The organism is Zhihengliuella halotolerans, assembly GCF_004217565.1.
GTDB lineage: Bacteria > Actinomycetota > Actinomycetes > Actinomycetales > Micrococcaceae > Zhihengliuella > Zhihengliuella halotolerans.
Window position 1 is genome coordinate 364,071 of sequence record NZ_SHLA01000001.1, and the last position, 17,939, is coordinate 382,009.

28 protein-coding genes are annotated in these 17,939 nt (G+C 65.3%); 24 read left to right on the forward strand and 4 right to left on the reverse strand.

Features of this window, described 5'->3' with window-relative positions:
* Window positions 1–401 precede the first annotated feature (401 nt).
* From rpsJ to map, 23 genes are all read left to right on the forward strand, one after another.
* Window positions 402–710, forward strand: coding sequence for a 30S ribosomal protein S10 (gene rpsJ / locus EV380_RS01530; protein WP_013349689.1), 309 nt, complete (start codon window positions 402–404; stop codon window positions 708–710).
* A gap of 19 nt (window positions 711–729) precedes the next feature.
* Window positions 730–1,380: a 50S ribosomal protein L3 gene (rplC, locus tag EV380_RS01535; RefSeq protein ID WP_102159526.1), complete on the forward strand. Its 651-nt coding sequence runs from the start codon at window positions 730–732 to the stop codon at window positions 1,378–1,380.
* A 4-nt stretch (window positions 1,381–1,384) separates the two neighbouring features.
* A complete protein-coding gene (gene rplD / locus EV380_RS01540) occupies window positions 1,385–1,990 on the forward strand; it encodes a 50S ribosomal protein L4 (protein WP_102159527.1) in 606 nt (201 codons plus the stop codon).
* Entirely contained in the window at window positions 1,987–2,292 is a 306-nt protein-coding gene (gene rplW / locus EV380_RS01545; protein WP_102159528.1) for a 50S ribosomal protein L23, read from the forward strand. The genes rplD and rplW overlap by 4 nt, the downstream gene beginning before the upstream one ends.
* A gap of 28 nt (window positions 2,293–2,320) precedes the next feature.
* Window positions 2,321–3,160, forward strand: a complete 840-nt coding sequence (gene rplB, locus EV380_RS01550) for a 50S ribosomal protein L2 (protein ID WP_102159529.1) — start codon at window positions 2,321–2,323, stop codon at window positions 3,158–3,160.
* Between the two features lie 12 nt (window positions 3,161–3,172).
* A complete protein-coding gene (gene rpsS / locus EV380_RS01555) occupies window positions 3,173–3,454 on the forward strand; it encodes a 30S ribosomal protein S19 (RefSeq protein ID WP_102159530.1) in 282 nt (93 codons plus the stop codon).
* A 55-nt stretch (window positions 3,455–3,509) separates the two neighbouring features.
* Complete coding sequence (gene rplV / locus EV380_RS01560; RefSeq protein ID WP_102159531.1) at window positions 3,510–3,875, forward strand: 50S ribosomal protein L22; 366 nt, start codon at window positions 3,510–3,512, stop codon at window positions 3,873–3,875.
* Window positions 3,876–4,679, forward strand: a complete 804-nt coding sequence (rpsC, locus tag EV380_RS01565; RefSeq protein WP_102159532.1) for a 30S ribosomal protein S3 — start codon at window positions 3,876–3,878, stop codon at window positions 4,677–4,679.
* Window positions 4,679–5,095, forward strand: a complete 417-nt coding sequence (gene rplP, locus EV380_RS01570) for a 50S ribosomal protein L16 (RefSeq protein WP_102159533.1) — start codon at window positions 4,679–4,681, stop codon at window positions 5,093–5,095. The genes rpsC and rplP overlap by 1 nt, the downstream gene beginning before the upstream one ends.
* Window positions 5,096–5,097: 2 nt before the next feature.
* Window positions 5,098–5,343: a 50S ribosomal protein L29 gene (gene rpmC / locus EV380_RS01575; RefSeq protein ID WP_102159534.1), complete on the forward strand. Its 246-nt coding sequence runs from the start codon at window positions 5,098–5,100 to the stop codon at window positions 5,341–5,343.
* Window positions 5,343–5,633 (forward strand): 30S ribosomal protein S17, encoded by a 291-nt coding sequence (rpsQ, locus tag EV380_RS01580; protein WP_102159535.1) that lies wholly within the window; start codon window positions 5,343–5,345, stop codon window positions 5,631–5,633. Before rpmC ends, rpsQ begins: the two co-directional genes overlap by 1 nt.
* Before the next feature lie 354 nt (window positions 5,634–5,987).
* Entirely contained in the window at window positions 5,988–6,356 is a 369-nt protein-coding gene (rplN, locus tag EV380_RS01585; RefSeq protein WP_102159536.1) for a 50S ribosomal protein L14, read from the forward strand.
* Between the two features lie 2 nt (window positions 6,357–6,358).
* The gene (gene rplX, locus EV380_RS01590; protein ID WP_102159537.1) at window positions 6,359–6,721 is read left to right on the forward strand and encodes a 50S ribosomal protein L24; all 363 of its coding nucleotides are present in this window, start codon (window positions 6,359–6,361) and stop codon (window positions 6,719–6,721) included.
* Entirely contained in the window at window positions 6,721–7,290 is a 570-nt protein-coding gene (gene rplE / locus EV380_RS01595; RefSeq protein ID WP_102159538.1) for a 50S ribosomal protein L5, read from the forward strand. The genes rplX and rplE overlap by 1 nt, the downstream gene beginning before the upstream one ends.
* Before the next feature lie 58 nt (window positions 7,291–7,348).
* Complete coding sequence (gene rpsH, locus EV380_RS01600) at window positions 7,349–7,747, forward strand: 30S ribosomal protein S8 (RefSeq protein WP_102159539.1); 399 nt, start codon at window positions 7,349–7,351, stop codon at window positions 7,745–7,747.
* Window positions 7,748–7,767: 20 nt separating this feature from the next.
* Window positions 7,768–8,304 (forward strand): 50S ribosomal protein L6, encoded by a 537-nt coding sequence (rplF, locus tag EV380_RS01605; protein ID WP_102159540.1) that lies wholly within the window; start codon window positions 7,768–7,770, stop codon window positions 8,302–8,304.
* 2 nt (window positions 8,305–8,306) lie between these two features.
* On the forward strand, window positions 8,307–8,678 hold the full coding sequence (gene rplR, locus EV380_RS01610; protein ID WP_102159541.1) for a 50S ribosomal protein L18: 372 nt from the start codon (window positions 8,307–8,309) through the stop codon (window positions 8,676–8,678).
* Entirely contained in the window at window positions 8,675–9,367 is a 693-nt protein-coding gene (gene rpsE / locus EV380_RS01615) for a 30S ribosomal protein S5 (protein ID WP_102159542.1), read from the forward strand. The genes rplR and rpsE overlap by 4 nt, the downstream gene beginning before the upstream one ends.
* A 4-nt stretch (window positions 9,368–9,371) precedes the next feature.
* Window positions 9,372–9,578 carry a 50S ribosomal protein L30 gene (gene rpmD / locus EV380_RS01620; RefSeq protein ID WP_102159543.1) on the forward strand — a complete coding sequence of 69 codons (207 nt, stop codon included), beginning with the start codon at window positions 9,372–9,374 and terminating at the stop codon, window positions 9,576–9,578.
* Window positions 9,579–9,580: 2 nt separating this feature from the next.
* The gene (gene rplO / locus EV380_RS01625; RefSeq protein WP_102159544.1) at window positions 9,581–10,036 is read left to right on the forward strand and encodes a 50S ribosomal protein L15; all 456 of its coding nucleotides are present in this window, start codon (window positions 9,581–9,583) and stop codon (window positions 10,034–10,036) included.
* 198 nt (window positions 10,037–10,234) lie between these two features.
* Window positions 10,235–11,539: a preprotein translocase subunit SecY gene (gene secY / locus EV380_RS01630; RefSeq protein ID WP_130448868.1), complete on the forward strand. Its 1,305-nt coding sequence runs from the start codon at window positions 10,235–10,237 to the stop codon at window positions 11,537–11,539.
* Window positions 11,536–12,108, forward strand: a complete 573-nt coding sequence (locus EV380_RS01635) for an adenylate kinase (protein ID WP_130448870.1) — start codon at window positions 11,536–11,538, stop codon at window positions 12,106–12,108. Before secY ends, EV380_RS01635 begins: the two co-directional genes overlap by 4 nt.
* Window positions 12,109–12,252: 144 nt before the next feature.
* A complete protein-coding gene (gene map, locus EV380_RS01640) occupies window positions 12,253–13,083 on the forward strand; it encodes a type I methionyl aminopeptidase (RefSeq protein ID WP_130448872.1) in 831 nt (276 codons plus the stop codon).
* Between the two features lie 77 nt (window positions 13,084–13,160).
* On the opposite strand, the gene EV380_RS01645 is transcribed toward map, so the two are convergent.
* Complete coding sequence (locus EV380_RS01645) at window positions 13,161–13,805, reverse strand: maleylpyruvate isomerase family mycothiol-dependent enzyme (protein WP_130448874.1); 645 nt, start codon at window positions 13,803–13,805, stop codon at window positions 13,161–13,163.
* Between the two features lie 42 nt (window positions 13,806–13,847).
* Entirely contained in the window at window positions 13,848–14,492 is a 645-nt protein-coding gene (locus EV380_RS01650; protein WP_130448876.1) for a maleylpyruvate isomerase family mycothiol-dependent enzyme, read from the reverse strand.
* Window positions 14,493–14,588: 96 nt separating this feature from the next.
* Here EV380_RS01650 and EV380_RS01655 point away from each other — a divergent pair, with 96 nt between their 5' ends.
* On the forward strand, window positions 14,589–15,296 hold the full coding sequence (locus tag EV380_RS01655; RefSeq protein ID WP_130448878.1) for a winged helix-turn-helix transcriptional regulator: 708 nt from the start codon (window positions 14,589–14,591) through the stop codon (window positions 15,294–15,296).
* A gap of 75 nt (window positions 15,297–15,371) precedes the next feature.
* Here the strand turns inward: EV380_RS01655 and EV380_RS01660 are convergent, their stop codons facing one another.
* Window positions 15,372–16,331 (reverse strand): hypothetical protein, encoded by a 960-nt coding sequence (locus EV380_RS01660; protein ID WP_130448880.1) that lies wholly within the window; start codon window positions 16,329–16,331, stop codon window positions 15,372–15,374.
* Between the two features lie 151 nt (window positions 16,332–16,482).
* The gene (locus EV380_RS01665) at window positions 16,483–17,865 is read right to left on the reverse strand and encodes an ABC transporter substrate-binding protein (protein ID WP_130448882.1); all 1,383 of its coding nucleotides are present in this window, start codon (window positions 17,863–17,865) and stop codon (window positions 16,483–16,485) included.
* Window positions 17,866–17,939: the final 74 nt, after the last annotated feature.

The following is a 17,939-nucleotide window of genomic DNA, read 5'->3' on the forward strand; positions in this document are numbered from 1 at the left end:
CCCCCGATTGGCCTTTCGGGGGCATCCGTGAAACACTAGACAAGTTGTTCAAGCGCCTCTCCATGTCTTGGGCTGCTCTCGGACGCCTTTCTGGCGGCCAGCAGCGCAGGGCCGGCTTCAACCGAGATCGCATCCCGCCCGGGATAATGCCCGGGGCAGGGTTGGATTCGACCGAATCGGAGCGGCCCAAAACATCAAGATCCCCACGGGTGTAGGACTTTCCAGCGAATTTTATTCGCAGAGAGTGCGCGACACGCCCGAGTGCGGGGGTCGGACCTCGGCGGGGTGAGGAACCCGGAATCTTCCGGATTCAGTCCGTGCGAGGCGTGCCGATCCGATGAGGATCACGTCTAGGGCACAGCAACTGTACAGAGAGTGCTATCAGAAAGAGGCATGACGCCATGGCGGGACAGAAAATCCGCATCCGGCTGAAGTCGTATGACCACGAGGTCATTGACGTTTCGGCCCGGAAGATCGTTGAGACGGTGACGCGCGCAGGCGCAACCGTAGTCGGCCCAGTGCCGCTGCCAACGGAGAAGAACGTGTACTGCGTTATCCGTTCGCCTCACAAGTACAAGGACAGCCGCGAGCACTTCGAGATGCGCACCCACAAGCGCCTGATCGACATCGTCGATCCGACTCCGAAGGCCGTCGATTCGCTCATGCGTCTCGACCTGCCGGCTGACGTCAACATCGAAATCAAGCTTTAAGGGGAGGTGCTGAGAGACTATGACCGCAACCCGTAATGTCAAGGGTCTGCTGGGCACGAAGCTCGGCATGACCCAGGTCTGGGACGAGAACAACAATCTCATCCCGGTGACTGTCGTCCAGGCTGACTCCAATGTCGTGACCCAGCTGCGCAATGCAGACCGCGACGGCTACACCGCCGTCCAGATCGGCTACGGCCAGATCGATCCGCGCAAGGTGACCAAGCCGCTGGCCGGTCACTTCGAGGCCGCCGGCGTGACGCCGCGCCGCCACGTGGTCGAGCTGCGCACTGCTGATGCCGAGTCGTACGAGCTCGGACAGGCACTCTCTGTCGAGGTCTTCGAGTCCGGCCAGAAAGTCGACGTCGTCGGCAAGAGCAAGGGCAAGGGCTTCGCCGGTGTCATGAAGCGCCACGGCTTCTCCGGCGTCGGCGCCTCGCACGGTGCTCACAAGAACCACCGCAAGCCGGGTTCCATCGGCGGCGCATCCACCCCGGGCCGCGTCTTCAAGGGCCTGCGTATGGCTGGCCGCATGGGCAACGTCCGTCACACCACGCTGAACCTCACGGTCCACGGCGTGGATGCCGAGAAGAACCTCCTCTTGATCAAGGGCGCCGTTCCGGGCGCCCGCGGCCAGGTCGTCCTCGTGCGCTCTGCCGTGAAGGGAGCATAATCACATGGCTAACTCTGCACTGAAGGTTGATCTCCCCGCGGAGATCTTCGACGTTCAGACCAACGTTCCGCTGCTTCACCAGGTCGTCGTGGCCCAGCTTGCCGCTGCTCGTCAGGGCACGCACAAGGTCAAGACCCGGTCCGAGGTCTCGGGTACCGGCAAGAAGCCGTTCAAGCAGAAGGGCACTGGCCGTGCACGCCAGGGCTCGATGGTCGGCCCGCACATGGCCGGCGGCGCCGTCGTCCACGGACCGACCCCCCGCGACTACTCGCAGCGCACCCCCAAGAAGATGAAGGCTGCTGCCCTGCGCGGTGCCCTCTCGGACCGCGCTCGTCACGATCGCATCCACGTCATCGAGTCCGTGGTCTCCGGCGACAAGCCGTCGACCAAGGGTGCGTTGGCTACCCTGCGCGCTCTCACCGAGCGTAAGAACCTGCTCATCGCCATCGACCGTGCCGACGACGTTGCCGCGCTCTCCATGCGCAACCTCGAGAACATCCACGTCGTCTACGTCGACCAGCTCAACACGTACGACGTGCTGGTCGCCGATGACGTGGTGTTCACCAAGGCCGCCTTCGATGCCCTGGTAAACAAGGAGGAAGCCAAGTGAGCGCCGCCTTCACCAAGTCCCCGCACGACGTGATCATTGCTCCCGTCGTCTCGGAAAAGAGCTACGGCCTGATCGACGAAGGCAAGTACACCTTCCTGGTCGACCCGAACTCCAACAAGACCGAAATCAAGTACGCCGTCGAGAAGATCTTCGGCGTCAAGGTTGACTCGGTAAACACCCTGAATCGTGCCGGTAAGCGCAAGCGCACCCGCTTCGGTTGGGGCGAACGCAAAGCTACCAAGCGCGCGATCGTCTCGCTGAAGGAAGGCACTATTGACATCTTCGGCGGTCCGCTTTCCTAAGCGGAGACCACTTTAACGAGGAATAAACATGGCAATCCGTAAGTACAAGCCGACAACGCCGGGCCTCCGTGGCTCGTCCGTTGCCGACTTCGCAGAAATCACCCGGACCACCCCGGAAAAGTCGCTGGTTCGCCCGCTGACGAAGTCCGGTGGTCGTAACAACAGCGGCAAGATCACCACCCGGCACAAGGGTGGCGGTCACAAGCGCGCGTACCGTCTGATCGACTTCCGTCGTCACGACAAGGACGGCGTGCCGGCGAAGGTCGCTCACATCGAGTACGACCCCAACCGCACCGCCCGCATCGCGCTGCTGCACTACATCGACGGCACCAAGCGTTACATCATCGCCCCGAACAAGCTCGTGCAGGGCGCGACGATCGAAGCTGGTCCCAACGCTGACATCAAGCCGGGCAACAACCTGCCGCTGCGCAACATCCCGGTCGGTACCGTGATCCACGCTGTGGAGCTGCGTCCGGGCGGCGGTGCCAAGATGGCCCGCTCGGCTGGCGCATCGATCCAGCTGGTCGCCCGTGAGGGCAAGTTCGCTCAGCTGCGTCTGCCTTCCGGCGAGATCCGCAACGTCGACGTGCGCTGCCGCGCCACGATCGGCGAGGTCGGCAACGCCGAGCAGGCGAACATCAACTGGGGTAAGGCTGGCCGTAACCGCTGGAAGGGCATCCGCCCGACCGTCCGTGGTGTGGTCATGAACCCGGTTGACCACCCGCACGGTGGTGGTGAGGGTAAGACTTCCGGTGGCCGTAACCCGGTCAACCCGAACGGTAAGAAGGAAGGCCGTACCCGCCGTCCGAACAAGGAAAGCGACAAGCTCATTGTGCGTCGTCGTCGTACTGGCAAGAACAAGCGATAGGAGCCTGGAAACATGCCACGCAGCCTGAAGAAAGGCCCCTTCGTAGATCAGCACCTCTACCTGAAGGTCGTTGCTGAGAACGAAAAGGGCACCAAGAACGTCATTAAGACGTGGTCCCGCCGTTCGATGATCGTGCCCGACATGCTCGGCCACACGATCGCCGTACACGATGGACGTAAGCACGTGCCGGTGTTCATCACCGAGTCGATGGTCGGGCACAAGCTCGGCGAATTCGCTCTGACGCGGACTTTCCGCAGCCACGTGAAGGACGACAAGAAGGGCAAGCGCCGCTAATCCCGCAAGGGACTAGTTGCACTGCACTTCTTCGATAGACGAGAGAAGGAAAGCAATGGAAGCCAAGGCTATTGCGCGCCATATCCGCGTGACGCCTATGAAGGCCCGGCGCGTCGTCGACCTTGTTCGTGGCAAGCAGGCGAATGAGGCGCTGGCGATTCTGAAGTTTGCCCAGCAGGGTGCTTCGGAGCCGGTCTACAAGGTAGTCGCATCGGCCGTCGCCAACGCTCGCGTTGCCGCGGACCGCGACGGAGTTGCGTTCAACGAGGACGAGCTGATCATCAGCGAAGCCTTTGTGAACGAGGGCGCCACCATGAAGCGGTTCCAGCCGCGGGCCCAGGGCCGCGCGTTCCGCATCAACAAGCGCACCAGCCACATCACCGTGGTTGTTTCGACCACGGAGAAGGGTGGGGAGAACTAAATGGGTCAGAAGATCAACCCGAACGGATTCCGACTCGGCATCACCACCGACCACGTGTCGCACTGGTTCGCCGATTCCAGCAAGCCGGGCCAGCGCTACAAGGACTTCGTAAAAGAAGATGTGAAGATCCGCGAGCTCATGACCACGGGCATGGAACGTGCCGGCATCGCCAAGGTGGAGATCGAGCGTACGCGTGACCGCGTCCGCGTCGACATCCACACCGCCCGCCCGGGCATCGTCATCGGTCGCCGCGGCGCCGAGGCCGAGCGCATCCGGAGCGAGCTGGAGAAGCTCACGTCCAAGCAGGTGCAGCTGAACATCCTCGAGGTCAAGAACCCGGAGATCGAAGCTCAGCTGGTGGCCCAGGGCATCGCCGAGCAGCTTGCTTCGCGTGTGGCGTTCCGCCGCGCGATGAAGAAGGCCATGCAGTCCGCCATGCGCGCCGGCGCCAAGGGCATCCGTGTCCAGTGCTCCGGCCGTCTCGGCGGCGCCGAGATGTCCCGCAAGGAGTTCTACCGCGAGGGTCGCGTTCCGCTGCACACCCTGCGTGCGAACATCGACTACGGCAAGTTCGAAGCCAAGACCACCTTCGGCCGCATCGGCGTGAAGGTCTGGATCTACAAGGGCGACGTGACTGCCAAGGAGCTCGCTGCCCAGGCAGCCGCAGCTCCGGCACGTGGTCGCGGTGGCGACCGCGGCGGCCGCGGCCCCGGTGGCGGCGGCGGTGAGCGTCGTCGTCGTAACGACCGCAACACCGGTGCCAAGGTCGACGCACCGGCTGCGGCAGAAGGAGGACAGGCGTAATGCTGATCCCACGCCGAGTTAAGTACCGCAAGCAGCACCACCCGAAGCGTTCGGGTGCGGCGAAGGGCGGCACCACGGTCTCGTTCGGTGAGTACGGTATCCAGGCTGAGACGCCGGCATACGTCACGAACCGTCAGATCGAGGCGGCTCGTATCGCCATGACGCGCCACATCAAGCGTGGCGGTAAGGTCTGGATCAACATCTACCCGGACCGCCCGCTGACCAAGAAGCCTGCCGAAACCCGCATGGGTTCCGGTAAGGGTTCGCCCGAGTGGTGGGTCGCCAACGTCAAGCCGGGACGGGTTCTCTTCGAGCTCTCCGGTGTCAGTGAAGAGGTGGCTCGCGAGGCTCTGCGCCTGGCGATCCACAAGCTGCCTTTGAAGGCACGCATCGTGCGCCGTGAGGGTGGTGAATGAGAATGGCAATTGGATCCAAGGATCTTGCTGTTGAGAAGCTGGAAGGCCTGACCAACGACGCTCTCGTTGAAGAGCTGAAGAAGGCCAAGGAGGAGCTGTTCAACCTCCGTTTCCAGTCGGCCACCGGCCAGCTGGAGAGCCACGGTCGTCTGAAGTCCGTCAAGCGCGACATCGCACGCATCTACACGGTGCTGCGCGAGCGCGAGCTGGGCATTCGTGAAGACGTATCCGCAGAGGACGCCAAGTAATGAGCGAGAAGGAGAACGCAGTGGCTGAGCAGGCAGAAGCCCGCGGTTACCGCAAGACCCTTCGCGGGTACGTGGTTTCCGACAAGATGCAGAAGACCATCGTCGTAGACGTGGAGGACCGCGTGAAGCACGCCCTCTACGGCAAGGTCCTGCGCCGTAATAAGAAGGTCAAGGCCCACGATGAGAACAACAGCGCCGGCATCGGCGACCTCGTTGTCATCGCCGAGACCCGTCCGCTGTCCGCGGACAAGCGCTGGCGCCTCGTCGAGGTCGTCGAGAAGGCCAAGTAGGCCCTCGAAGACCTGGACTTAACCAGCACGACGCCGGCCCCCTCGCCTTCGGGTGAGGGGGCCGGCGTCGTTCTATATCACGGGTTTGGCGCTGGGCGCCAGAATGCACTAGACTGGGCTTTCTGTGCGTTCTGCGCGCCGGGACTATCCACCTCGGCGCTAGACACTCGTGTGAACCGGGTCCCGGTATCCACGGCATGGCCCTGCGACATTCGCCTCGGCCCTGCTTCACTCATGGCAGTCGACTTCGGTCGGCTGCGCAGTTTTGAGGCAGGGGTAAGCGCTAGTTTCAGGTGGTACATATCCGTTCCGCCAGGCTCTAAACGAGAACCAGCGAGACGACAGGAGCAGATAGTGATTCAGCAGGAATCGCGACTCAAGGTTGCTGACAACACCGGTGCCAAGGAAATCCTTGCCATTCGTGTTCTCGGTGGCTCTGGCCGTCGCTATGCAGGCATCGGCGACACGATTGTCGCCACCGTCAAGGATGCAATCCCTGGCGGCAACGTAAAGAAGGGCGACGTCGTCAAGGCGGTCATCGTCCGTACCAAGAAGGAACGCCGCCGTGCGGATGGTTCCTACATCAAGTTCGACGAGAACGCTGCGGTCATCCTCAAGAACGAGGGCGAGCCGCGCGGTACCCGTATCTTCGGGCCGGTCGGACGTGAACTTCGCGACAAGAAGTTCATGAAGATCGTTTCCCTTGCTCCGGAGGTGCTGTAACTATGGGTGCGAAGATCAAGAAGGGTGACCTGGTTCAGGTCATCACTGGCGCTCGCCAGGAACGCGGCGGAGACCGCGGCAAGCAGGGCAAGGTCCTGAAGGTGTTCCCGGACGCGAACCGCGTTCTCGTCGAGGGAATCAACCGCGTGACCAAGCACGTCAAGGCTGGTCAGACCGACCGTGGCACCAAGACCGGTGGCATTCAGGTCGTCGAGGCTCCGCTGCACGTTTCCAACGTCGCCGTGGTGGACCCCGAGACCAACAAGCCGACCCGCGTCGGTTTCCGCGAGGAGACCGTCGAGAAGGACGGCGAGAAGAAGACCGTGCGTGTTCGCTACGCCAAGGCTTCCGGAAAGGCTCTCTAATGACTGATGCAGCTGTGAAGACTCAGCCGCGGCTGAAGGCCAAGTACCGCACCGAGGTCCGCGAGGCACTCCAGGGCGAGTTCAACTACGTCAACTCCATGCAGATCCCCGGCCTGAGCAAGGTCGTCGTGAACATGGGTGTCGGCGAGGCCGCCAAGGACTCGAAGCTCATCGAAGGCGCCGTCCGCGACCTGACCGCTATCACCGGTCAGAAGCCGGTCGTGACCCGTGCACGCAAGTCGATCGCTCAGTTCAAGCTGCGCGAAGGCATGCCGATCGGTACCCACGCCACGCTGCGCGGCGACCGCATGTGGGAATTCGTGGACCGCCTGGTCACCCTGGCGCTCCCGCGTATCCGCGACTTCCGCGGCCTGTCCCCGAAGCAATTCGACGGCAACGGCAACTACACCTTCGGTCTCACGGAGCAGGTCATGTTCCACGAGATCGACCAGGACAAGGTTGACCGCGTCCGCGGTATGGACATCACCGTGGTCACCACCGCCAAGTCCGATGACGAAGGCCGCGCGCTGCTCAAGGCGCTGGGTTTCCCGTTCAAAACCGAAAACTAACTACGTTGCAGGTCCGCTCCTGTAGCGGATACCACAACGAGGAAGGGCAGAAGCCCACATGACTATGACAGATCCTGTCGCAGATATGCTGACTCGTCTGCGTAACGCCAACTCGGCTTTCCACGACACGGTTTCCATGCCGTCGTCGAAGCTGAAGTTGCGCGTCGCCGAGATCCTGAAGCGTGAAGGCTACATCGCCGAGTACGTCGAGGAAGCAGCAGAGGTTGGCAAGAAGCTGACCATCACCCTGAAGTTCGGCCCGCACCGCGAGCGTTCCATCGCTGGCCTGCGCCGCATTTCGAAGCCGGGACTCCGCGTGTACGCGAAGTCCACGAACCTCCCGCACGTGCTGGGCGGCCTCGGCATCGCCATCCTGTCCACGTCCTCCGGTCTGCTCACGGACCGTCAGGCAGCCAAGAAGGGTGTAGGTGGGGAAGTCCTCGCCTACGTCTGGTAACGGGAAGGGAGAACAGACAAATGTCGCGTATTGGAGTACGTCCAATCACCATCCCGTCCGGCGTCGAGGTCAAGGTTGACGGCAACGACGTCGCCGTGAAGGGCCCGAAGGGTGAGCTGGTCACGACCATCTCGCCGATCATGTCGGTCGAGATCGAGGACACCACCCTGACGGTGAAGCGTCCCGACGAGACCCGCGAGGCTCGCTCGCTGCACGGCCTGACCCGCACCCTGGTCAACAACATGATCCTGGGTGTGACCGAGGGCTACAGCAAGAAGCTGGAAATCCACGGCACCGGCTACCGCGTCGTCGCCAAGGGCACGGACCTCGAGTTCGCCCTCGGTTACTCGCACCCGATCACCGTGAAGGCCCCTGAGGGCATTCAGCTTGTCACCGAAGGCGCCACCAAGGTGATCGTCTCCGGCATGAGCAAGCAGCAGGTAGGCGAGGTCGCCGCCAACATTCGTAAGCTGCGTCGTCCGGACCCGTACAAGGGCAAGGGCATCCGCTACGAAGGCGAACAGATCCGCCGCAAGGTCGGAAAGGCTGGTAAGTAATCATGGCTCTCGGAATTAAGGGCAAGAGCAAGTCGGCCGCTCGCGGCCGCCGCCACCTGCGCCTCCGCAAGAAGGTTACGGGTACCGCCGTTCGTCCGCGCCTCGTCGTGAACCGCTCGGCTCGTCACATGTTCGTCCAGGTCGTCGATGACAGCCAGGGCATCACCGTGGCCTCGGCATCCACCATGGAAGCTGACCTTCGCGCCTTTGACGGCGACAAGTCCGCCAAGGCCAAGCGCGTCGGCGAGCTCGTCGCCGAGCGCGCCAAGGCTGCCGGCGTCGAGACCGTGGTCTTCGACCGCGGCGGCAACAAGTACCACGGCCGTGTGGCCGCGGTGGCCGACGGCGCACGGGAAGGCGGGCTGGCACTGTGAGCGAAGCTACTAACGAGAAGGAACCCCAGGTGTCTGAAGCTACTGAGCAGACCGCCCAGGCGGAGAACACCGGTGGCCGTCGCGGCGAGGGCCGCGGTCGTGGCGAAGGCCGTGGCCGTGGCGAGGGTCGTGGCCGTGGCCGCGATTCCCGCGACAGCCGCAACGAAGACAAGGACAAGTTCCTTGAGCGCGTTGTGACCATCAACCGCGTTTCCAAGGTCGTCAAGGGCGGCCGTCGCTTCAGCTTCACCGCACTCGTGGTGGTTGGCGACGGCAACGGTCTCGTCGGCGTCGGCTACGGCAAGGCCAAGGAAGTTCCGGCCGCCATTGCCAAGGGCGTCGAGGAGGCGAAGAAGAACTTCTTCCGCGTCCCCCGCGTTGGAACCACCATCCCGCACCTGGTGCAGGGCGAGGCCGCTGCCGGCGTCGTGCTGCTGCGCCCGGCCGCTCCGGGTACCGGCGTTATCGCCGGTGGCCCGATCCGCGCCGTGCTCGAGTGCGCCGGTATCCACGATGTCCTGTCCAAGTCCATGGGCTCGGCCAACCAGATCAACATGGTGCACGGCGCCATCGCTGCTCTGAAGGGTCTTGAAGAGCCGGCCGCTGTGGCCGCTCGCCGTGGTCTGGCCATGGACGAGGTCGTGCCGCCCCAGATGCTGCGCATCCTCAACGAGAAGGCAGGTGCTTAAGCTCATGGCGAAGAACCTGGTCCCCAGCGACGCAAAGCTGGCTATCACCCAGATCAAGTCCACCATTGGTGGCAAGCAGAACCAGCGCGATACCCTGCGTTCGCTCGGTCTCAAGCGCATCGGCCACACCGTGGTCCGTACCGCTGATTCCGTGACCGTGGGCATGATCAACACGGTTCCGCACCTCGTGAAGGTTGAGGAGGCGAAGTAATCATGGCAAACAAGGAAAACGCACTCAAGGTTCACCACCTGCGTCCCGCTGAGGGTGCCAAGACCGCCAAGACCCGTGTGGGTCGTGGTGAGGCATCCAAGGGTAAGACCGCAGGTCGTGGTACCAAGGGCACCAAGGCCCGTTACCAGGTCAAGGCCGGCTTCGCAGGCGGGCAGCTGCCGCTGCACATGCGCCTGCCGAAGCTGCGCGGCTTCAAGAACCCGTTCCGCGTCGAGTTCCAGGTTGTCAACCTGGAGAAGATCTCGGAGCTGTTCCCGGAGGGTGGCGACGTGACCGTCGAGGCCCTCGTGGAGAAGGGTGCCGTTCGCAAGAACCAGCCCGTCAAGGTTCTGGGCACGGGCGACATCACCGTCAAGGTGGACGTGAAGGTCAACGCCTTCTCGAAGTCCGCTGCTGAGAAGATCGCCGCTGCCGGCGGTTCCGTGACCGAGCTCTAAGGTCTCGCATCTCAGCTAGGGGAGGGTCCTCGGCGAACCGGACATTGTCCGGGGCGTCGGGGGCCCTCTTCTTGTTTCCCTCGATTGTCAAGAAGTTTTTCACACGTGACGGCGGCATGGTGAGTGCCCCGTCACTCTTACCGGTAGACTCGTCTAGTCACTTCGGCCTTTGCCGGTTCACTGTCTTCAGGAGGACGCTTGTTTAGCGCCATTGCCCGGGTATTCCGGACGCCTGACTTGCGACGCAAGTTGTTGTTCACCCTAGGGATCATCGTCATCTATCGCATCGGTGTATTCATTCCGACACCGGGCGTGGACTACGGAAATGTTCAGCAGTGCCTCGCCTTGGGCAATACCACGGGCGGCGTCTACGAGTTCGTCAACCTCTTCAGCGGTGGCGCGCTCCTCCAGGTCTCGATCTTCGCGATGGGCATCATGCCCTACATCACCGCGGCGATCATCGTGCAGCTGCTGCGCGTGGTGATCCCGCGCTTCGAGGAACTGCACAAAGAGGGATCCAGCGGCCAGGCGAAGCTGACTCAGTACACGCGCTACCTGACGATCGCGCTCGGCGTGCTCCAGGCCACGACACTGGTGTCGTTGGCCCGCAGCGGGATCCTGTTCCCGGGCTGCCAGCTTCCGATCGTCCCAGAGGACAGCATCCTCGTGATCCTGCTGATGATCCTCACGCTGACCGCCGGCACCGTCTGCATCATGTGGATGGGCGAGATGGTCACGGAGAAGGGCATCGGCAACGGCATGTCCATGATGATCTTCGTGTCGATCGCCGCCGGCTTCCCGGCCTCCATGGGCAGCATCTTCCGCGCCCAGGGCGTGATGATCTTCCTCGCGGTGATTCTGATCGGCCTTGTGGTCATCGGGCTCGTGGTCTTCGTCGAGCAGTCTCAGCGCCGGGTCCCGGTCCAGTACGCCAAGCGCATGGTCGGCCGCCGCTCCGTCGGCGGGTCCTCGACCTACATCCCGATCAAGGTCAACATGGCCGGCGTGATCCCCGTGATCTTCGCTTCCTCGATGCTCGCCCTGCCGGGCATGCTCGTTCAGTTCAACACGAACGACGACGGCACGCTCCCGGGATGGGCTTCGTGGATCTCCACCTACATGACGCCGTCGAGCCCGCTGTACATGGCGATCTACGTGCTCATGGTCATCGGCTTCACGTACTTCTACGTTTCGATCACGTTCAACCCGACCGAGGTCGCGGAGAACATGAAGAAGTACGGTGGCTTCATTCCTGGCATCCGCGCCGGCAAGCCGACCGCGGACTATCTGCAGTACGTGCTCAGCCGCATCACGTTCCCGGGTTCCATCTACCTGGGACTGATCGCGCTCACTCCGCTGCTCGCGATCGTGCTGATCAATGCAGACCAGAACTTCCCCTTTGGCGGCATCTCGATCCTCATCATGGTCGGTGTCGGTCTTGAGACCGTCAAGCAAATCAATGCTCAGATGCAGCAGCGACACTACGAAGGACTTCTGCGATGACTCGTCTCCTCATTGTCGGCCCTCCGGGCTCGGGCAAGGGCACCCAGGCCGAACGAATCTCCGCCAAGCTGGGAGTCGTCGCCATCTCGACCGGCGACATCTTCCGCGCCAACGTCAAGGGCGGCACCCCACTCGGCCTCGAAGCCAAGAAGTACATCGACGCCGGTGATTTCGTTCCGGACTCGGTCACCAACAACATGGTGCGCGACCGCCTCGCCCAGGCCGACGTCGACAACGGTTTCCTGCTCGACGGCTACCCGCGCACATCGGCTCAGGTCGATGAGCTCGACTCCATCCTCGCGGACAACGACCAGCAACTCGACGCAGTGCTGATGCTCACCGTCGACGACGAGGAGCTGGTGACCCGGCTGCTCAAGCGCGCCGAGATCGAGGGCCGCGCCGACGACACCGAAGACGTGATCCGTCACCGTCTCGGGCTCTACCACGAGCAGACCGCGGTTGTTGTCGACCGCTACCGCGAGCGCGGCATCGTCCGCGAGGTCAACGGCCTCGGCGACATTGACGACGTCACCGCCCGCCTCCTCGAGGGTCTGGCCGAAAACGCCTAGCCATTTCCGGAGCACGACAACGGCAGCCCCCGCACCCGCGTGCGGGGGCTGCCGCCGTCGTTCTCGGCGGAATCCGCACGCCGCCGCACGCGGCGGAACAACACCCCGGCGCGGCCGGGGAATACTGAAGAAGGACGTCCAGCAATGAGCTTCCGCTCGTCGAAGATCGAATACAAGTCGAACCCGCAGATCCTGAAGATGCGCGAGGCCGGGCTCGTCCTGGCCGAGGCGCTGGACACGACGGTCGCCGCGGCCGAGGTCGGGATGACGACGGCGGAGCTCGACGCGGTCTTCGAGTCCGTGATCACCAAACACGGCACCACCAGCAACTTCAAGGGCTACCACGGCTTCCCGGCGACGATCTGCGCCTCGGTCAACGAGGAGGTCGTGCACGGCATCCCGGGCTCACGTGTGCTCGAAGATGGCGACGTGCTCAAGATCGACGGCGGCTGCATCGTCGACGGCTGGCACGCCGACTCGGCCCGCACCGTGATCGTCGGCACCGCCGACCCGGCCGATCAGCGCCTCTCCGACATCACGGAGGAGGCCATGTGGGCCGGCATCGCCGCGCTCGCGAACGCCCGCTTCGTCGGCCAGATCGGCGAGGCCATCGACGACTTCGTCTCCGCCCAGGAGGGCGCCCCGCTCGGCATCCTCGAGGACTACGTCGGCCACGGCATCGGCTCCGAGATGCACATGCCGCCGGACGTGCTCAACTACCGCTCCGGTCACCGCGGCCCCCGAGTGAAAGCGGGCATGTGCCTGGCGATCGAGCCGATGCTCGTGCGCGGCGGGATCGAGACGGCTGTCCTCGAGGACGACTGGACGATCGTCACGACCGACCGCTCCCGGGCCTCGCAGTGGGAGCACTCGGTCGCCGTCACCATGGGCGGCATCTGGGTGCTGACCGCGCACGACGGCGGGGCCGAGCGGCTCGCGAAGTACGGCGTCACGCCCTCGCCCGTCATCCCGTAGCACGCCCTTCGATTCCGTCGCGACGACGAGTGGCGGCCCGATCCACGGATCCGGCCGCCACTCCTCGTCGCGGGTCATCAGCGGCCGGAGATGCGCGCCGCCAGGGCCGGCACTCCAGGACCCTCGAGGTCCTCTAGATAGGCCTGCCGCCCGGCTATCGCCATAACAAGGGCGAGAGTGGTGCCCGTGACCAGGTCGCCGTCGCCGGCGGCGAACGGTCCGTCGTCGGCACGGAGCTCGAACCCGGCAGCGTTCGATTTGCTGTCGACGGCGAAGTCGTGCCGGGCGAAGAACTCCGCCACGGGCGTCAGCGCCTCCACGCTCGGGACCCGGCCCAGCCCGAGCGGGAGCCGGATGTCCTGGGAGTGCACGAGGACCTCGCCGAGGTAGGCGGCAGTGTGGGACGACGGTGCCGTGGTGCTGTAGACGATCGTCCGGAATCTATCCAGAGTCTCTTCGGGGGTGGCGCCGACGTGGTCCTGCAACCGGCGCTGGTTGTGGACACCGGGATTGAAGCGCGCCCCCAGCATGCTGCGCAGCCACTGCCATTGGTTCAGGCTCGCCGCGGCGATGAGGTGTGCGACGACCTGCTCGACGTCCCACCGCCCGCACAGCGTCTGGTGCCTCCACTGCCCGGGCTCCAGTGCGGCCAGATCTTCGGCCAGCGCGGCCCGTTCGGCGTGCGCCAGGGCCCAGAGCGCCCCGTTCGTTGTTGTGCCCATGGCTTTGTTCCTCCTGCAGTCGAGTGTTCGGTTGGCCTGGATTCAGGGGCGCGACGGTGTGCCGGTGAGCGCAGGCGCGCCCGGTCCCGTCAAACGTTCGGGTGCCACGGGACGTCCGGAGACGGCGAGCAGCAGGTCGACCCCGTCCGCGACCACGTCGTCTCCAGCACCCCAGCCGGTGCCCGTGCTGCGGTCGATCAGGCGCAGGCCGGCTGCCCGCTCCCGCCCGCCGCCGAAGGAGACCGGGGTGCGCAGCTGGTACGAGATCGCCTGCGCGACTGCTTCCGGCGGATAGTCGCCGACGAGGCCGAGCGGCCGGCGGATGTCCTCGCCGTGCACCACGGCCTCGACGAGGCGGGTCGCGAGATTTGCGGGTGGCGTGCGCGTGAGCCCGCTGGCGGCCTCGAGCGCGGCCAGCGTCTCAAGCGGTGAGGCGCGCTTCTCGCGGAGGATGCCCCGCTCGTTGGCGCGGTCGAAATCGAAGCGTGCCCGCAGCATGGACCGGACGAAGTCGAGGCGCCCCGTCCGCGCCGTGTCCACGAGGTGCGCCAAGACGTCGTGCACATCCCATCCGGGGCAGAGCGAGGCGGTTCGCCACTGCTCCTCGCGCAGTACGGCCAGATCTTCGGCGAGGCGGCGGCGTTCTGCGTGGACCGTTTGCCAGAGCCCTGTTGCTCTCTTGTTCATGTCTCTCTCCTGACCGCGCGGGCGGCGACGTGGACGCCGGGACGTTTACTACTATTACTGAAGTAGACGATACTGCAGCTGTAGTAGCATGTGTCAATGGTTTCCCGCAGGTCTTACGGTTCCTACAACGACGGATGCGCGGCGGCGCACGCCCTCGACCTCATCGGCGAACGCTGGGCGCTGATCGTGGTGCGCGAACTCCTGCTCGGCCCGAAGCGCTTCTCTGACATCCAGCGCGACGTGCTCGGCATCGGCCCTGCCGTTCTGACGCAACGCCTGAGCGATCTGGAAGCGCACGGGGTCGCCAGCCGTCGCCGGCTGCCCGGTCCGGGGCGGGCCGATGTCTACGAGCTCACCGAGTGGGGATACCGCCTGGAGGCCGTCAACACGGCGCTGTCGATGTGGGCCGTGGCCTCGCCGTCGCTGCCGCTCGACGCGGACATGAGCCCCGACACCATCGTGCTCGCGATGCGCGCCCACGCCCGCCCGGTGCCAGGCCCCACGCCCGAGGAGAGCGTCGCGCTCGCACTGACGGACTCTCGGCGCCAAGATGCAGATCCCGTCGCCTACACGGCCAGGATGTCGGCCGCGGGAACGACCATCGTCAGAACCGCCCAGCCCGCGGCGGCCGACGCCGAAGTGGTCGCCAGTACGCACGACTGGAAGGCGTGCCTGATCGGGGGCGTCGGGCTCGCGGATCTGCCGGGGGTGGCGGTCTCGGGGAGTAGCGCAACCGTCGACCGGCTGATCGAGGCGACAAAACTGCATGGACCGGCAGGGGACGTTCTGTCCACCGGGCGCTGACTTTCTGCCGGTGGTTGGCCTTCGCGCGGCGCGCACCGCGAGGACGCGGCCGGCCGCCCGTCCCTCGGCTGCACGTCAGCGCGTGCGCGACGCGAGGCGGTCGTAGGCCTGACGAATCCGCCAGGAGGCTTGCATGAACCCGTTCTCGTAGTCGCTCGCATCGAATTTCAAGTACAGCCAGCCGGCCTCGTTGAAGGCGGCGTCTCGACGGTTGTCGCGGCTGAGCTGCTCGGCGGTCCGGTGCCCGCGACCCTCGTACTGGACTCCGAAGCGCAAGCGCCGGTAGCCGAGATCCGCCGTCGGCGAGTAGGGGTCCTGCGGGCGGAGCCTGATCTGCAGGTCCGGCTGGGGCAGGCATGTGGCGAGGACGGCGAGCCGCAGCCGGGTCTCCGCGGGGGAGTCGGAACCGACGCGTACCTGTGCGAGCGCGGCCCGGGCGGCGCGTGCTCCCGGCGCCCACGGGTGGGCCGCCAGCAGGCCGCGGAGGGAATCCGGGGTGGCGAACGGCGTCGTGCGGTGCTCGAATTTTGGATAGGGGTGGCGCACCAGCTGGTCGCCGAGGGCGACGAGGTCCTCGTGCGCGAGCTCCGGGGAGAGATCGAGCCACGTCCTGGCGGGCGTGGACAGCCGGGCCACGGCCCCGGGCGGGCCGGCGGCAGCCATGTCGCGGGTCTCGAGTTCGCTCTCGAGCACGTCCAGCCAGTGGCAGCGGGCCGTCGTCAACTTCAGCTGCGAGTAGGTCTTCGAGCGGCTGACGTGCAGGACCTGCGAGTCCGGGGCGTCGAGGGGGAGCCACAGGCCGTGCGCCCGTGCTGCGGTCCAATGCGAAGCCCAGAGATGCCGGTGCTCCTCCGCGAGGGCAGCGCACACCGCGAGCGGATTCGGATCGGAGTTCAGGTGGGAGAAGATGCCGCGGTGCAGCCGGTGCATGTCGGAGCAGCGCAGGCGGGCGCGGTTGACGCCGAGGGTACGGGCGCGGGCGGTCGTGAAGACCCGGCCGGCGAGCTCGCGGGGGAGCGGCGATGGAAGCGACATGCGTCGAGTGTGCCCCAGACGGGAGGCCGAAAATCGAGTTGTCCACAGGTTTGCGTTGGGGAGTGCGCACTGTTCCCGTGAGCGCAACGACGAGTGGCGGTCCGACCATCGGGCCGGACCGCCACTCGTCGTTGCGGTTCGCGGAGAGCCGTCAGGCGTCGAGCTTGGGGGCCACGTCGTTCTCGTAGATGCCCTCGAGGGTCTCGCGCAGGGTCGTGAGCGACGTCTGCGGGTCGGCCTCCTGTGTGAGCACGGCCAGGGCGGCCTTGGCCATCTCCTGGTCGGCGCCGGGCAGGAACACGCGGGCGTAGTCCTGGACGCGGGTCGCGGCGAGCTGGTCCATCGCGACCTGCAGCTGCGGGGTCGCCTCGAGCGCCGCGGTCATGTCGGCCGACTTGCGCACCGGCATGTAGCCCGTGGCCTCGGAGAACGCCGCCGTGTTCTCCGGCTCGCCGATGAACTTGATGAACATCGCCGCGGCGAGCTTCTCCTCGTCCGGGATACCGGCCGGGATGCCCAGGCCCGCGCCGCCGGTCGGGCAGACGGGGCCGTCGACGTCGCCGGCGGGCAGGAAGCCCACGCCGACGTCGAACTGGGCGTTCTCCAGCACGCCGATGAGCGAGCCGGTCGACAGGATCGTCGCGGACACGGCACCCGAAGAGAAGTCGGCGGCGGCGTCGGAGGAGGAGACTCCGGCCCACTTGTCCTGGTAGACGGAGTCCTGCATCCACTGGAAGGTCGCGACGGCCTCGTCGGAATCGCAGGTGATGTCCCACTCGTTGGACCACGCGGCGCCGTTGCCCCAGAGCATGTTCTGCATGCTCCACCCCGCGTAGCCGGCGACGTCCGGGTACATGAAGGCGTGCAGGTAGCCGCTCTTGTCCTTGCCGGAGTCCATGAGCTTCGGTGCCCACTCGGCGAATTCGTCCCACGTCTCGGGGGCGCGGTCGGGCAGGCCGGCGGCGGCGAACTGGTCCTTGTTGTAGTAGAACAGCGGCGTGGAGCGGCCGTACGGCATGGCCCACTGGGCGCCGTCGTACTGGTAGTCGGCGACGAGGGACTCCTGGTAGTCGCTCGTGTCCCACTCGAGCTGGCTGATCAGGGAGTCCAGCGGCGTGATCGTCTTGTCCATGTAGTAGCGGAACCACCACACGTCGGAGAGCACGACGACGCCCGGCAGCCCGGACTGCGCCGTCAGGGTGGACTGGAACTTCTGGGCGATCTCCTCGTAGTTGGAGCCGGCCGTGACGAGGTTGACCTTGATGCCGGTGGCCTCCTCGAACTTGGCGATGAGTTCCTTCTCGATCGGCTGCGCCTGGCCCGGGTGGTTGGACCAGAAATCGATCGAGGTCGCCGGCTCGATGCCGGCGAAGTCGACGTCGGCCGCGGCCTGGGCGCCGCCGCCCGCGGTGGACGGCCCGCTGCACGCGGCCAGCGCCGCGGTGGCCCCGCCGATGGCGGCGAGGGAGAGGAATCGACGCCGGCCGAGGGCGGAGGCGAGGACGGACGCGGGTGCGGGATGGGCGGAGGACATGGTGTGCCTTTCGGTTGCGAGGATGACCGGCGGTCGCCGGGAGAGCATGTGAGCACTCTCGCCGCTGGAAGTGG